Genomic DNA, 16,841 nt, shown 5'->3' with positions numbered 1-16,841 from the left:
TACATCCGAAACGTGGACCGTAACCCATGCACTGTGATCCCGTCTCCATTGACGGCCACCCAAATCGGTTTTTCTTCATCACTGTTCATGCGCCGCAGTACTGCAGTCAGCGACATGTCTAGCCCTTTGGAGTACCGGGCGAGCCTTGGGATTGCGGCATAAACCAGTCCAAGTTTTACGCCGCATCCCCTCTGACTCAGTTTGACGCTGGAATCAACAGCTGGCAGCTCCGTTCGGAGGAAAAACAGGTCTGACATGGCTGCAATCGTATCAAACTGGCGACTGTTAATGAATGGCTGCTATCGCGGCCAAGCCGAAAAAATGGGGCTCCGAAAATGTCTGAAATCATATGCCGGTCTTTTTAAACAGCCTCTTGTGCCCTACGGTACGCTTCAACGATTGCTGAAGCCAATTCTGCTTTCTCAGACAGCTGAACTTGCTGCTCGTGAAGTTCCAAAAGTGTATTCACAGTCTGGCTCTCTTGCTCACTAAGGCTATAGCGCCCTCCATTCAGCGCTCTTACACGACATTCGAGGATGGTATCCAAAGCCTGATTGAAATAGCTAAGCATCTCATTTCCATATCCTTGCTCTGCTAAGACGATGCCAGCATGAGCGGTAACAACGAGTTCTCTGAAGTGCTCAAACTGTCCGTCACCACTTGTAAGCGCATAAAGTGCCATCCGACCAGCAAGGCCAATACTGGTCTGGGTCGTCTGTGAAACTGGTCGCTTCGCAAATGCACGCCAGACCGGATTGGCGGTTAGCATGACCATATTGCGAGTGTCACGATTTGATTTGCTATAACTTTTCTTATTCTTTGTTTTTTTCATCGCTGCTTCTCCCTTCTTATCTAACGCCCACGCGACTCAATTACATCGCAATTATGTGCAATATTGCATGTAAGACTTAATAACAAGTTGGTAAATTGAAAGTTAATTTCTATTTCACAGCGAAACTGAGCTGCATCCGGGACCAAAAATAGCGAGTTTGAGTGTCTCGGCCTTCTGGAGATCGCAGATCTTCGGTAACTCTGCCTCCCGAATCAAAATACTCCAGAGCCTCCGGACCAACATAAGACATACCGTTTAGGAGGTACTCAAAGCGCTTCTTTATGGACTTTTTAACTGCGTTCAGCGCAACCTTTAGTCATCAAGTGCATATTCCAGTGACTACCCCAACTTGCTCCAGCCAATGCCATTCATAAATTTGTATATTTCAAACAGGTATACCGAACTCAGTCAATACATCGATCCTAAACTCTGGGATTCACTTGGCAATCACCTCCCGCCCCATCACGCCAGCACTGGTCAATAGATGCAACCGAGCCGAGCGCCATTCGGACAAACATCGAATTCGCTCCTGCTGCGCGTCCGCCAGCGTCGCCTGGGTATTCAGTATCTCCACGATACTGGCAGCCCCCTTGTCGTATCGGCGTTGCGAACTTGCCAGTGATTCCTGCGCTGCGCTCAGCAACGTCTGAGAAGACTCCAGATTGCGTACCGCCGCCAGTGCATCTGCATGCGCCTGAACAACCGCCATCAATGTGTTGTGCCTCGTGTCGAGCAAATCACCCTCCCGCTGCTCTGCCTGCGCCTGCGCCCCGCGAATCTTGTAGGTCCGCGAGAACCCGTCGAACAGTGGAACCGTGATCGCAATCCCTACGGTGCCCACGTTGGATGACACTGCCGATAATCCTTGACCAGGGTAGCCGTTTTGGTAGTAATTAGCAGAGAAATCAAGCACCGGCATACCCTCCGAGCGTGTCGCCGCGACCTTTTGAAGGGCAGCCTCCCATTGCGCGCGGGCGGCCCGTATGGCGGGGTGACTTTGCTCGGCCGTGTCCATCCAAGCTTGTAAACTCTTTTCATCAAGAGTGTCGTAGTCTTGAGGGTCGTCGGCCAATATGAGTTGTGTCTGCGGTCTGATGCCTATTGCATAGACCAGGATGGCCAGATTCTTTTGCCAGGAGCCCAAGGACCTGTTCTTGTCCAGGCTGGCCTTGGCCAGGGCAGTGATGGCCTGCAAGGTATCTGCATGCGACGCCGTGCCATGCGCTTCGCGGCGCATGGCACTCTCCAAGGTGTTGCGCGCAATCGCTTCCTCTTCCTCCTTGGCTTTCACCGTAGCGCGGGCGGTTTGCGCATCGAAGTACGCCTGAATCACTTGCCCCAATGTCTTTTGTAAGGCGGCGTCATGGTTGGCCAGGGCTGCAAGCAGCAGGTCGTTGGCCGCCTCCTGGTTGGCATGGCGTCCACCGAAATCCAGTAAACGCCAGGACAGGCTGGCATAGTTGCTTTGTCCGTCCACCACCGTGGCCGGAGAACGGGCGCCGACATACTCCGTCGTGGTTTCCTGTTTGTTCAGCGTTGCAGACAGAGTGGGTAGGTAAGTTGCCTTCGCTTCACCCAGAGCGCCCGCTTGCACCTTGATGGCCGCCCAACTGGATCGAAGCTGCGGGTTGTTGCACAGTGCCAGATCGATGGCATTGCCCAATGTCAACACACCACTTGTATCTGGGTCCGATGCACACACCACTGGCTGAGCATCGCCTGGCAGTGTCACACCTGTGGCAAGGGTGGACGGTAGCGCATTCAGTGGATCTTGAAACGGTGCAATGAGGTCCACCGCAAAAGCCCATGGGGCTACTGACAATAGGCAAATTGTTAGACAAGCCGTTACCACTTTCCGAGTACGGCTATGCGTCGCCAACCTAGCGTTCATTAAAGCTTTCCCGCTGGTGCCGGATCAGGGGGCTCAGCACATATTCAATGATGCGCCTATCCCCCGTTTTGATCTCCACATTGGTGGTCATGCCGGCCGACAGCAGCATGTTCTTGCCGTCCACATTGATGCTCGATTGATCGAGTGCGATCTTGGTGGAGTAGATCCAACCCTTCTTGTCATCCTTAATCGCATCGCGCGACACATGGACGACGTGGCCTTTAAGGGTGCCGTATTTAGTGTATTCAAACGCATCGACCTTGACTTCGGCGTTCTGCCCCTCTTGCGCAAAGCCTACATCCTTATTGTCCATGAAGGCCTCGACCTCAACCTGGGTGCTTTGCGGCACGATCTGCATCAAGGGGGTTGCTGCCGCGACCACGCCACCCACGGTATGCACTTCCAATTGCTGCACCGTGCCGTTCACAGGGGCGGTCAGTTTCAACAGCTTGCTGTGCGCGTCCGAGCGCAAGGCATCCTGCGTGGACGACGCCGCGGCCTTGCTGCCATCGGTGAGCTGGTCGTAGGCGGTGCGGCGAGTCTCTTCGATCAGGGCTGTGCGCTGGTTTCGGGCATCCGCTAACTGGCCAGCCAGATCTACGCGAGCTTGTTCCTTCTCCAGCCAAGCGTGGTAGGAGACATCGTGGTCGGCCAGCAGGCCTTTGTAGTCGGAGGCTACCTGGGTTGCCAGCGGCAGGGCCTGGCTGTAGCGCGTGATGTCGCCATCCAGGCGTTGTAGCTTGGCCTGGTAGTCGCGGTACTGGCCTTCGAGGTGCTTATTTTCTGCGCGCCACAGGTCTTGGGAAATTTGAGGCATCGCCGCCAGATGGGGTGGTCGCCCAGTGTCGATGGCTGAAATCAGGGCCTGGGCACGGGCGGCCTGCAGCAGCGCGGCCAAGGTGTCACCCTGCGCCTTGTCACGCTCCGCATCGGTGGCGCTGGTATCGAGTTCGATCAGCACATCTCCAGCCTTGACCTGCTGGCCTTCTTGAACGTACAGCGCACGCACGCTGGCGACGTCCACCGAGGCGATGGTTTTCGTATAGCCGCTGGGGATGACTTTGCCAGTGGCGGTGACGACGATATCGATTTTGCCGATAACGGACCAGGTTACAAGTGCGACCACCAGTAGCATCAAGACTCTGGCCAGCAGCCGGGAGGCCGGGGACACCGGTTTGGTTTGTAGGGACAGTGCTGCTGGTAGGAACTCAGCTTCGTGTTCGGACAAGTCCAGTGCGCTCAGCGCATGCCGATGCTGCCAGTGGTGGACAAAGATCGTTTTGTAGCGGCGCAGCAGTTCCACGTAGGCCTGACCTCGGTGCTTCAGGGTCATGTCTGAACCAACGTGGACTGAGTGGGCAAGACGCCGGCGACAGGATGCGCGGCTTTCGGCTGGGGAGCGGCAACGGCCACGCCCCCTTGGATGCCCTGCTGCAACTGATACAGATGGCGATAAATGCCATTGGGGTTGCGTAGCAGCTCGGTGTGGCTGCCTTGCTCGGCAATCTGGCCGCGATCCATAACCACAATGCGATTGGCATCTCGCACGGCTGACAAGCGGTGGGCAATGATGAGTACCGTGCGGCCCTTGCAGATCAGGCGCATATTGTCCTGGATGATTTTTTCTGACTCGTAGTCCAATGCACTGGTGGCTTCGTCGAAGATCAGGACACGTGGGTTGCTGATAAGGGCGCGGGCAATGGCGACGCGCTGGCGTTGTCCGCCGGAGAGTCCCGTGCCGTGTTCGCCGACTTGGGTGTCGTAGCCCTCGGGCAGCTCGCAGATGAATTCGTGGGCGCCAGCCAGCTTTGCGGCTTCGATGATGGCTTCGATCGATAGGGCCGGGTTGGACAGGGCGATGTTGTCGCGAATGCTGCGGGTGAAAAGGGTGTTTTCCTGTAGGACCACACCGATCTGATGGCGCAGCGATGTGGTGTCAATGATGGCGATGTCCTGGCCATCCACCAACACGCGACCGCGGTCAGGCACATACAGGCGCTGCACAAGTTTGGTGAGAGTCGACTTGCCGGAGCCCGAGCGACCAACGATGCCAATGACTTCACCAGGATTGATTTTGAGGTTGATGGCGCGGATGACATCCGGCGCATCGGGACGGTAGCGAAACGAGACCTGGTCAAATTCAATGGCGCCTGCCAGGCGCGGAATGCGCGTCTTTTGACCGGACACTTCGGTGCGGGCGTTCAGGATGTCGCCCAGGCGGCTCATGGAGATGCCTACCTGCTGGAAGTCGTTCCACAACTGGGCTAGGCGCAGGATGGGAGAAGACACCTGGCCGGAGAGCATGTTGAAGGCTACCAGTTCGCCCACGGTCATGGTGCCGTCGACGACCAGGGAGGCGCCGACCCACATGATGGTGGCGGTAACCAATTTGCTGACCAGGGTGACGCTGCCGCTGGCCAGCATGCCGGCGTTGGTGACGGACAGGCCGGAGGTGACGTAGGAGGCCAATTGCTGTTCCCACTTGTGCACCCAGCGCGGCTCCACGGCCATGGCCTTGACGGTGTCGATGCCGCTGATGGTTTCAACTAGGAAGGATTGGTTTTCTGCGCTACGGTTGAATTTGTCATTCAGACGGGCCCGGATGATGGGAGTGAAAACCAGGGAGATGGCCAGGTACACCGGGATAGAGACCACTACGATCAGGGTCAGCCAAGCGCTGTACCAGAGCATGACGGCCAGGAAGATGAAGGAGAACAGTAGATCCATCAGCAGGGTGATGGCGTTGCCGGTGAGGAAGCTGCGGATGTTTTCCAGCTCGCGGATGCGGGCCACGGAGTCGCCTACACGTCTTGCTTGGAAGTAGGCAATGGGGAGGTTGAGCAAATGGCGGAACAGCCGGGCGCCGAGTTCAACGTCGATTTTGCTGCTGGTATTGGCAAAGACCCAGGTGCGGATGGCCGTCAAGGTAGCCTCAAACATGTTTGCCATGATCAGGCCAATGGCGATCACATTAAGCGTCTTCATTGCATGGTTGACCAGCACCTTGTCCATCACGACCTGGAAGAACATAGGGGTGACTAGGCCGATGAGCTGCAGTACCAGTGAGATCAGGATCACTTCCCCCAGGAGTTTGCGGTATTTGACGACTGCGGGGATGAACCAGGTGAAATCGAATTTGGCGGTCTCCGTGGCGAAGTTGGCCTTGGAGGTGAGCAGGATCAACTGCCCGGACCAACACGCCAGGAAGCTGCCCAAGGTCAATACTGCAGGCGGCTCGCCAGGGCGTTGGATCAGTAGCTTGGGTTCGGGGCCCGCAGTCTGCGCATTGCTGTCATTGGCTGCATTGCCCGAATTCTTCCCCGCATCGTATTTGCCGAGGATGAAGAAGCGGCCTTCGTTGTCCAGTGCAATGGCCGGTAACGGGGCGCGGTCGAGTCGATCCGCCGGTTGGGCGACTTGCTGGCCTTTGATGCCCAGGTGTTTGGCGGCCAGCAGGATACGCAAGGCAGAGAAGGGCTCGTTGCCGAATTCGTGCCTCAGTGCTGCTTCGTCGGCTGCAATGCCATGCAGGCTCGCCATCATGAGCAGGCAGCCCAGACCTGAATCTATTTCTTTTTCCCTGGTTTCCATTTTTTATCCATTTTGCCAACGCATTGGTCTACAAAGGGAGGCAATCGCCTCCCTTTGTTTGCACATTCTTAGTGTGAAGCGGCCAACAGTGGTAAATGAATGGTCGGGTCATTAGCGGAGGTGGCCAACGCGGCATAGGCCGCCGCCTGCGGTGCAAAGCTGGCCATGGCTTGCACCAATTGGTCCACGCTATAGACAACATTGTTCTCACTGCCATCGACAGCCCTATCGGTCTCTCCAGCACTGCCATCTGATTTGTACCAAAGCTCTTCATAAGCCCCGCTGGTTTGCCTCAGCGTGTCTGTCCAGTAGGCCGATCCGTCGCTGTAGATATAAGTTATCTGGGATTCGGTGACGCCACTCACGCCGCCGATATTTTGGGTATTGTCGAAGGTGTAGCTGTAGCCAGCACCTGCCGTGGCATTGCTTCCGGTAACTTCCCCAGTAACGCCATTGACGTTGGTTACGCCAGTACTGCCATCCGAGTTGGACCAAGTTTGCTGTGTAGAACCATCTGCCAGCGTGATCGTGTCGGTGGTGCGTGTGGATCCATCTGCCAAGATGTATTGCACATAAGCATGCACCGAACCATCTGCATTGAAAGTGTCAGTGCCGTTCGACCATTTCTCCGAATCGGACCCGTCGTACCAAGTATCAGAAATCTTGGTTCCAGCGGGGTTGAAGAGTGTTGTGAAACTGCGATTGTTCAGATTGTCCGTCGTTTGGATAAAAGATCCCAGTAAGTTGCCATTGGCATCGTAGTCACTCTCGCGGTAGTTACCCTGATCATCACCGGCGTAGGAATGGAGAACTGTTCCACTGAAGTACGCATAGCCCCCAAGTTCGACGACGTACGCACCCGTATATGTCCCATCGGACAAAGTCACCTTTCGTTCATAGCTTCCGTCCTCACCTGTCCAAAGATTGACATCGCTTACAAGATTATTATCTGCATCGTAGTTTTTAGTATCCGTAGTGATTGAGCCGTCTTCGAATTTCGAGACGTAGCCTAAGTATGAACCGTCTGAACCATAGTTCCACGTGGTCCGGTTTCCTTGGCCATCATCGATGTAATTGCTATGGCTCCCATCTAATTGATACGTGTTCCCCGCGCTGGAACCAGCGACGGCATCAAAGGTATCGTCTCCATGAGAGCCATCGACGTTCGTCCAACTGTCGCTGAGCTGGTTGCCGATGACATCAAAATTCAGCGTGGTCTTATTTCCATTGGCATCAATGGTGTAGGTGGAGTAGCTTCCGTCGGAATTGTCGATCCGACCACTGCTGGAGCCGTCTGCATTGAAAGTGTCAGTGCCCCTCGACCCATCCGGCCCGTTGTACCAACTATCAGAAATCTTGGTTCCAGTGGGATCGAAGAGCGTTGTGAAACTGCGACTGTTTAGATTGTCCAATGTTTGAATTGCGGTTCCCAGTAGATTGCCATTGGCATCGTAGTCACTCTCACGGTAGTTATTCGGATCACCGGAGTAGCTATACTGAATTACTCCACTGAAGTACCCGTCTGCCCCTTGCGGGTCGAGGTACGTTCCTGTAAATGTCCCATCGGGAAAAACCACCTCTCGGCTATAACTTCCATCCTCACTCGTCCATAAAATGACTTCGGTGAGAAAATTGTTGTTAGCATCAAAATTCACCGTGGTCTTATAGCCATTGGTATCCGTGGTGTAGGTGGAATAGCTACCATCGGAATTGTTGATCTGGCCGCTGCTGGTTCCATCTGCATTGAATGTGTCCGATCCACTGGTGCCGTTGGCTTGCGTCCAGCTGTCGCTGAGCTTGTTGCCAATGTAATCAAAATTCAGCGTGGTCTCATTGCCATTGGTATCTGTGGTGTAGGTGGAATAGCTACCATCGGAATTGTCGATCCGACCGCTGCTGGAGCCGTCTGCATTGAACGTGTCAGAACGGATCGTCCAATCCGACCAGTTGATCGAATGGTCAGAAACTTTGATTCCAGCGGGGTTGAAGAGCGTTGTAATACTGAAACTGCTTAGATCGTCCGTTGTTCGAACTCCGGTTCCCAGTAAGTTGCCATTGGCATCGTAGTCAATCTCGCGATAGTTACCCTGATCATCACCCGTGTAGGTATAGAGAATTGTTCCACCGAAGTATCCATACGTCCCTTGCGGGTCGAAGTACGTTCCTGTATATGTCCCATCGGACAAAGTCACCCGTCGTTCATAGCCTCCATCCTCACCTGTCCAAAAATAGACATCGCTGATAAGATTGTTGTCGGCATCGTAGCTCGTAGTCTCCGTGGCGTCTGGCCCATCTTGGAGTTTCGTGACGTAACCCAAATAAGAACCGTCCGAACCATAGTTCCACGTGGTTCGAATTCCTTGGCCATCGTCGATGTAATTGCTATGGCTCCCATCTGATTGATACGTGTTCCCCGCGCTGGAACCAGCATCGGCATCAAAGGTATCGTCTCCATGAGAGCCATCGACGTTCGTCCAAGTGTCACTGAGAGCCACGCCGTTCACATCCATGCTCACAATGCGCGTATCCCCTTGCGCGTCTATGGACTGCTGCATACTCCCCAGTAGATCTCCGCTGGTGCCATATTTCATGGTTGTCATGTTGCCCAGGCCATCAAAGGATTCCTGCAGCACAAGCTGTACCTGGCCATTTTGGTCGTACTGGGTAATGGTGGCACTGTTCGTGCCGTTTACTTGGTAGACATCATGAGACCCGTTTGCAAAGCGAATACTGCCAATTTCTTCTGGGTTTTTAACCGTAATGGCATCGCCGACAATTCCATCTCGTACTACGAGATCATCGCCTTGGTGGTCGAACGCAATACTTGAGGCATTCACACTAGAGTCAAAGACAATGGAGTCCACCCTAGAGTTCACCCCCACTTTGGCCGACTCATCAATGGTGTCATTTCCGTCGCCTGCAGAAAACTGGAATACATCCGCACCAGACCCAGCGATCAGTAGATCATTTCCTTTTCCACCTATGAGTGTGTCATTCCCAGTACCGGCATAAATCCTATCGGTCACATTGGTACCGGTCAGAACTTCGTCGCCACTGGTTCCGTGAATGTCGAATCCGCGTTGCAATAGTTGATCCAACGTCAGAGCACTACCATCAGCAAATTCAAACGTGGAAACGCCACTGCTTCCCAGTGCATCTTGCGGGTTGAAGTTATCGATATGAATGGTGTCGCCTTGGTTACCCACATGCAGCTCTAGCGACCCCAATTCCAGGGTGATCTGGTCTGCCGTAATGCCTGCCCCGAAAACAATCGTGCCGTTCCCAGTACTGTCCTGGATATGGACCACTCCAGAGCCGGAATTGAAGACATAGGTGTTCAAACTGTTGGAATCTCCACCAACCAAAGTATCGTTGGAGCCCGCAATCAAGGTATTGGCATAGCCTGAGAGACCGTAAACAGTTTGATTGCCCGAGCTACCGTCCTGAATCAGGCCTTGCTGAGTCAGGTAGCTGGCATCCCACTGCGAACCATCCGCAAAACTTGCAACAAACTTGGTGTACTCCGCAGGGTTGTCGTACCAGCCCGTTAGACATACGAAGTCCGCGCTGCCGTCGGCACTCAATATCAGATCGGAGCCGTCGCGGCTAATGGCGACCTGCGAGGCACTGAGGCCGCTGAAGTCCACCTTCCTAAAGGTGTAGTCCAGGTCTTGCTCGCCATTCCCCGGTTCAAATTCGTAGCTCTGGAGTTGAGGGTCAAACGTTGGCGCAGGCGGTGCCTTGGCAATCAAGTCGGCCAAGCTGATAATACTTCCATCAGCAAAATCGAATTCCGTAATACCCGAGCCAATAGGGTCATCAAAATGAGGAATCAAGACCTGCACCATTCCGCTGCCGCCCCAGGAGATATTCAGCGTTGTGTGCAAAGATTCCCCGCCTCGCATCCCAGACATGGATGCATTGGCCGTCCCCCAGGAAAGGCTGATTTGATCTGCCGAAATTCCGGCACCAAAAACCACCCGATGCGTCGGCAAGGAACTTAAGTAAGGAGCCAATGCTTCGAAGTCATTTGCTGCGAACTGAATGACAGGCGTACCGAGTGTGGAATACAAAGCGCCGGCCTGGATATCCATACCAGGCATTTGTGCCAACACTGGAAGGGGAGCCAGGTATTTGGCGTCGCCGTTTGCAAGCACGCTCTCAATTGATGCTGGGTTGCCATGATTCCAATGCTTCAGTTCTTGCAGCAGTTGCTCACGGGTCCAAATGCCACTCTCAACGAGGCTGTACATATCGGGGTAGATGTACCGATTCTTCCAATTGTCTATTCCTTGTTCAGCATAAAAGGCATTCAGGAACGCCGTTGAGTTTCCAGCGCCACCGAGTAAATCTACGCCTGCACAGGTCGCATCGATTTTGATAGTAGCATCACCAGTGCCTGCATAAATCTGGTCATTGCCAGTCCCAGCGACCATGGTAGTGCCACCAATCATGAGTTCATTTCCAGAACCACCAACGAGGACTTCGCCGCCCACCATGGTGTCGTTACCCGCACCCCCATAGGCAATAGTTGCATTTCGGATGTCATTGTTACCTTGGCTGACCATTGCCAAGCCGGCGCCGTAAATCGTGCTGTTTCCAGTGCCGCCGACAACCATCGTATTGCTGTTGGCGGAAACCGTCTGGTCTCCAGAGGTCAGCTGGATTTCCTGGATGGGGTCAATTTCGTTTTGGTACTGCACCACCCCTTGAACAGTATCCGGCAAACCATTGGAAGCACCTTGCTGCGAAACGTTGCTGGGGTCCTGTACCGACACAATTCCTGTCACAGTTCCAAAACCGTCAGTCACCGTTGTGACCTTCGTGTTTTGTATCGTTAATAGGAAATTTTTTCCGTTGCTGTTGGTCCAAAATCCGTAGTACGAAATCCAGCTATCGGTGTTGGTGTAACCGTTGTAAGGTGTCCAGGTCACATTCATGGCCGCAGCACTTTGCGTGACGCTGGTTTCTGCCTGCGCGGCGGTGACCATCGAGTCGTCGGTTTGTGTGATGACCTCCTGCACAGATTCAGATTGTGCTGTCCAAACCGGTTTGGTGAATGAATAGTAAGTCGAGCCATTGCTCGTTTGCAGAGATGTTGTTGCCAACTGAGTATTCAACCCGTTCGCATCATAGGGAACGAGCGTGGTAGAGGTAGTAGTTGAATAGACAGAGGCTTCACCGTTGAACTGATAGGGAAGAATTTGTCTTGAATAAGAGCCATCAGACTGCAAAGTCCATCCGGCCTGTAAATAGTCTTGCCTGATTGTTTGGACTGTTTGGGCATAAAATGCATTCCAGCGCTGCGAAGCTTGGGTTGCGAAATCTTCATTCGTGATGCTCAGCACCTCCAAAGGTGTTGCAAGACTTCCCGCGCTGTCTTCTATCGTCCAAGGCTGGGCAGACGTGAAGTAGTCCTGCAAACGCATGCTACTTGCCGAACCATTTACCCGTAATAGCAAGTCATCGTCTAGCCGCGTCGCGGACAACTGATCCAAACGCAAGCCGGGTGCCAGTTGCACAATACCACCCACCCCGGCGTTTTGCACTGCCGTTGCCGCGCCCGTGTTGGTCCCCAACACGAACGTGTCTAGGCCCGCGCCACCTATCAGAGTGTCGTTGCCCATTGCACCTATCAGAGTGTCGTTGCCGGCATTGGCCGTGATCGTCTGGTCAAACCCGTCCGTAGCTGCCAGAACCAGATTGTCGGTGCCAGTACCCACCAAGTTTTGCACGTTGGCAGCAGCGGTGTAGCTCACCGAGGTCTGAATGGTGTTCATGCCACCTGCTTGGGCCTGCACTACATCACTGCTATCGTGCACAACAAAGGTTTCATTGCCTGCACCGCCCACCAACGTGCTATCTGCACCATAGGACACCAAAGTGTCGTTGCCCGCGTCCGTACCAACGAGTAAGTCGCCATCGGTTGCGCTGAAGATCAAGTCCCCATCCGGACCGGCGGTGTCGCTAGAAAAAGAATTGGTAGCTTTCAGAAAATCCTTGAACCCGTAGGTCTGCCCACTGTCGGTAAAGCTGAAGTGCTGCAACGTGCCACCCATTCCACCTTGGATGGCAACCGTGCCGCCATCGGGTAGGTCAATTTCCAGGACCGCATTGCCATCGGAGTCCAGAGTGCCAGTCACTACAAGATCCGCGACCGAGATACCAGCGCCAAACTCCAGGATATTGGAAGGCTTGGATGGCGCAATCAGCACATCCCCCACATCCGCGTCAATGTGGAAGGTTGTCTGACCGGAGCCACCTTGCAGGGTCGCATTGCCCTGGCCTCCAAACAAGGTGTCACTGCCGGATCCCGCTGTCAGCAGGTCATCCCCAGCGCCGGCGTGCATGATTTCGGTACCGCTACCGCCCGTCAGTGTGGTGTCTCCATCGCCAGCGATCAAAGTGTCGTTGCCGCTGCCGCCGGTTACCTTGAGATAACCATCACCTCCATAGACCGTGGTGTTCCCGGCGCCCACGGTAATGGTCGTTGCTGACTCTGCGGTTCCACCATCGCCGGAGTGAATTTCTTGGGTGCCATCGCCACCATGGATGACGTCAATGCCATCACCCCCGTAAATAACGTCCTGGCCATGACCCCCGTACATCGTGGTGTTGCCGTCGCCGGCGACCAAGGTGGCATTGCCCCTGCCATCACCCTGGCTGTTGCTGTAGAGTATCGAGTTGCCGTCTCCGCCTTCGATGTACTCCTTGCCCAGGCCGCCAGAAACTGTGCTGTCACCATCGCCCGCGATCAGTGTGTCATTTCCGCCCGAACCGAAAATGAGACTGTTGCCTGCTCCGCCATCTACATAGTTATTGCCATTTTGGATGTTGTACCAGTTATTGCCGTCCTCACCGGCAAAAATGGTATCGTTTCCATAACCCCCATAGATGGTGTTATCTCCTTGACCACCCGTGATGTAGTGGTTACCGCCCTCTGCATCAATATAGTCATCACCGCCACCGGCCAGCAGCACACCGTTGCCGTCACCACCAAAAATAGTGTCGTTACCGCCACCGGCCTCGACCCGGGTGTTACCTAAACCGGCATCGACATAGTTGTTGCCATTGCTGGTTTTGATAAAACTATTTCCAGAGCCTGCAAATATGATGTCGTTTCCAGTGCCGAAGGCAACTCCATTTACATCCTTCGCGTATTGCTGGTCATCCCAACCAGCAGGAACAGCGTAGGCGTTTGCGGCAGTGACATCGGCCCCAGTAATTACTATCTGATGGTCTTGAACAACGACAGTCCAGTCTGCAGACGGAAGACTCGCAACGGTTGAACCGCCGAGGAAGGTATCGTTCCCCGCACCCAAAATGATCAAATTGTTACCGCTACCGGCTGTAATAAAGTCATTACCGGTACCGCCAACCACGGTGTTGTCGCCATTGCCGACCGCGATAAGCGAGCCTTTGTCTCCCGTGGCTGGGCCGCTGGCATCGCCTGCCAGCGCCGTATCCAGATCAAGCGCCTCTTTGCCAAAAACATGGTTGTCTCCGTTGCCCACCCAGATGATGTCCTGCCCACCATGACCGCTGATGACATTGTTACCGTTTCCTGCTGTGATGGAGTCGTTGCCTATCCCGCCCACGATCGTGTCGTTACCGCCTTGGCCGCCTGCGTTGGCATTGATCAGGTTGTGCCCATCCCCAGCATCTATAGAGTCATTGCCTGCTCCTGCAGAGATGGTGTCATCGCCCGTTCCAGCAGTGACGGTGTCATTGCCACCTTGGGTCACATCGATGCTGTTGTTTCCTTCGCCTGCTTTAATTAGGTCATTACCCGTGCTGCCCTTGAGTTGGTCTGCTCGGCCGGGTGCCGCGCTGCCATCAGTGATGATGTTGCCCAGTACGTCGTACTTGTAATAGGTGTTGCCCTGCTCATCGACAAACTGCTTGGGATTGAGGTCGCCATTGATGGTATTGTTTGAAGTACTGGGCTGTGTACTAGCTGTACCGCTGCCCGCGAATGTGATGTCCAGCACGTTACTCGCGCTGGAAGCATCCGATCCGGCCAAAGTCGCCTTCAACTGCGCATCAATCGGCTTGGTACCGTCGCTGGTGTTTACCAACGCCACACTGACGCTGTCTTGCCCTGCCGGAATGGTAAGGGTGATGGGGCCATCGGAAAATGGAATGTAGCCGTCTCCCTTGTTGATACCCAGGAAATCGGCAGAAGCCGAGGCGACGTTGAGGACAAAACTTTGCGCCTTGTCAGAAATTGCCGATGCAAAAATGGTGATAGTCTGTAATGCACCCGATACCGCCTGCGAGACGTCAGAGGGCGAGTAGTTGCCCGTAACAAAGGGATTAGCGATCCGACTCGTACCGCTTTCGACGGCTAGTTTTTCTTTGCCAAGCTTGATCCCAAGGTAGCCCGCCGAAGTCTGGGCAGCATTCAAATCGAAGTCGCTAATAACAATTTGATGGGAATCCAGTAAACCGCCAGTGATAGTCAGTGCGCCAACCGAACCGGCAGAAGAGCCAGATTTCGTAGGTGCAAATGAATACTTTTCATTATTACCATCTTCCCACGTGAAATTACCCGTTGCCGTTGTGGCGCCGCTTAACGTGAGAGGATCGTCATTTGAAGTACCCAAAATCTTGACGTTGATGGTATCGGTACTTATATCAACACCACTGTCACCTTGCACGCTCAGTGTAGTGGTAGGGTCATGCAGCGCGATATCAATCTCGTGAATGTCTGAATTTTTGGTATAAATAGTAGCTGCGATACTTTCGATACCAAAGTAATGATCTGGCGTATCGATGACCTTGTCTGTAATTACAGCTCCCGACCCGCTGCCACTCAATCCCGTGTAGTTGGTGATTGTTTTAACAGTTAAATAGCTGTTTGGAGCATTGGGATTCCGAACCTGTGAATCTACTTCAACGCGCTCTGTTCCAGTTCCTCCTGGAGTGCTTATTTTCAGTACATCCCCATTGAATAGAGTCATCACTTTGACAGTGGATCCATTAATGACTTGCTCAGTCGCCGGCGCGACCAGTTGGCCATCGTTGTTGTGGCGATTGGCCGGATCTAGATCGGCTGGGCTATCGGTGAAGCTCTGATAAGTAGGAAAAATCAGGATGTCACCTTCAGAATGAACAACAACTTCTTCAGACTTAAATACTCGGTCTGGTTGCACTGCGCCAAAGTCTTTTATCCCTGAATTAATGAAGAATGCAGTGGCACCCTGCAGCGCTAACGCCGCAATTCCATGATCGTAACTGCCACCTATATCAGCGTGATTTCCGATCATGTTGATCGTCGTAACGCTGCTTGACTGAGCGTCGTAGCCGGTCGTCTCGAATGAGTATCGGTATTCATTCATCGCACGCACATCAACGATATTTGTTGCGTTAGGTGCAAAGGCTAAGTTTCCGCTATAGCCTGTTGTTACCGGATCAAATATCACGCCAGCAGAAATAGCAATCTGCCCCGGCGCGATCAATACCGTTCCGTCTGTGTCAACTAAGCCATTTTCGTATAGCAATTGGCTGAATATTGCTGCCGCTGCATCACCTCGGCTGAACGAAGTCAGCGCTGCAGTTATTGAGCTGGTCTGATGATGAGTACGATCTAAATCCAGCCATTCAATCGCTTGCTTACAAAAATCCTTGTATGCATTGTTAGCGGTTATGTTGGCTTGTGCCGTGACCTGCGTGGGATTCCAAGACGATCCGGTTAATGTGCCTTTGGTGCCCAGCCCGGCATAATATTTCCCCCCAAAATTTGCCCCAGGGGTTAAAACACTATCTTTATATTGTCGCCACAGTGCGTCCACATTGGTGGGGGTTGCATTGCCTTTATTATTCGCATCATTATTGGTACCGTCAAAGGCAGCAAAGAAGACAAACTGGTCTGGTGACAATGTGGCCTTTGCTGCAGCGGCAATTTGCTCCTCAGCTAGCGTATCCGATGCAGTAATAGATTTCGTTTGCTCAGGTGTCAACTGTATTTGGATAGTCATGATGGCGTCTTCAACAAGGCTGATAAATTAATGTTTGGACTGATCTGGATATATCGTTGTGACTATTTGTGAGCGATATATGTGCGGACCATTACTTGGCATATTCGTCGGACGGCTCTCAGGGGATACCAAATACACATATAGCTGAGAGCCCTTGATCATCAAATAGATCTCGTGGTCCTCAATATTTTTGGGTAAACGCGGGCTTAGATCGACAGTATCCTCATAGACTTTTTTGGTGTCAGTATCTCGCCATTTGACATACAGCAAGCCACCGGGAAGCATTGGTTCGGTGACACCTTCAAAGTAGATGGGTTTACCTTTTTTGACCGTATCTTCGGAAGCTTGAATCCACCAGTCAGCTCTCGACTTCCCATACCAATAATCCAGAATTACGGCATGCTGATTGTCATATCGGAGATCAAATCCGAAAGAATATCTGACTAGATCCCGCTCAGATGCACACCCCGTAAGCGACGAACCGATCGCAAAAAAGATGGGCACTTGAAGAATGAATCGAAAGAGCGTTTTGCTGAAGTTCATCTAT

6 protein-coding genes are annotated in these 16,841 nt (G+C 53.3%); all 6 read right to left on the bottom strand.

The features are described 5' to 3' along the window. Positions 1–361 precede the first annotated feature (361 nt). Positions 362–832: a hypothetical protein gene (locus AAGF34_RS24825; protein WP_342618390.1), complete on the bottom strand. Its 471-nt coding sequence runs from the start codon at positions 830–832 to the stop codon at positions 362–364. A 436-nt stretch (positions 833–1,268) separates the two neighbouring features. Beyond that, positions 1,269–2,504 carry a TolC family protein gene (locus AAGF34_RS24820; protein ID WP_342621176.1) on the bottom strand — a complete coding sequence of 412 codons (1,236 nt, stop codon included), beginning with the start codon at positions 2,502–2,504 and terminating at the stop codon, positions 1,269–1,271. Positions 2,505–2,712: 208 nt separating this feature from the next. After that, on the bottom strand, positions 2,713–4,056 hold the full coding sequence (locus AAGF34_RS24815; protein WP_342618389.1) for an HlyD family type I secretion periplasmic adaptor subunit: 1,344 nt from the start codon (positions 4,054–4,056) through the stop codon (positions 2,713–2,715). After that, positions 4,053–6,314 (bottom strand): type I secretion system permease/ATPase, encoded by a 2,262-nt coding sequence (locus AAGF34_RS24810; RefSeq protein WP_342618388.1) that lies wholly within the window; start codon positions 6,312–6,314, stop codon positions 4,053–4,055. Before AAGF34_RS24810 ends, AAGF34_RS24815 begins: the two co-directional genes overlap by 4 nt. Positions 6,315–6,382: 68 nt before the next feature. After that, positions 6,383–16,294, bottom strand: coding sequence for a calcium-binding protein (locus AAGF34_RS24805; RefSeq protein ID WP_342618387.1), 9,912 nt, complete (start codon positions 16,292–16,294; stop codon positions 6,383–6,385). A 27-nt stretch (positions 16,295–16,321) separates the two neighbouring features. Then, a complete protein-coding gene (locus AAGF34_RS24800; protein ID WP_342618386.1) occupies positions 16,322–16,837 on the bottom strand; it encodes a hypothetical protein in 516 nt (171 codons plus the stop codon). Between the last annotated feature and the right edge of the window lie 4 nt (positions 16,838–16,841).

Source organism: Rhodoferax sp. GW822-FHT02A01 (genome assembly GCF_038784515.1).
In the GTDB taxonomy this organism is placed as follows: Bacteria; Pseudomonadota; Gammaproteobacteria; order Burkholderiales; family Burkholderiaceae_C; genus Allorhodoferax.
The sequence above is the reverse complement of the archived record's forward strand: the minus strand, read 5'-3'. Positions and strand labels throughout refer to the sequence as shown.

Coding starts and splice junctions, on each gene's coding strand:
- AAGF34_RS24825 (WP_342618390.1), bottom strand. CDS start 832: ATGAAAAAAACAAAGAATAAGAAAAGTTATAGCAAATCAAATCGTGAC.
- AAGF34_RS24815 (WP_342618389.1), bottom strand. CDS start 4,056: ATGACCCTGAAGCACCGAGGTCAGGCCTACGTGGAACTGCTGCGCCGC.
- AAGF34_RS24810 (WP_342618388.1), bottom strand. CDS start 6,314: ATGGAAACCAGGGAAAAAGAAATAGATTCAGGTCTGGGCTGCCTGCTC.
- AAGF34_RS24805 (WP_342618387.1), bottom strand. CDS start 16,294: ATGACTATCCAAATACAGTTGACACCTGAGCAAACGAAATCTATTACT.
- AAGF34_RS24800 (WP_342618386.1), bottom strand. CDS start 16,837: ATGAACTTCAGCAAAACGCTCTTTCGATTCATTCTTCAAGTGCCCATC.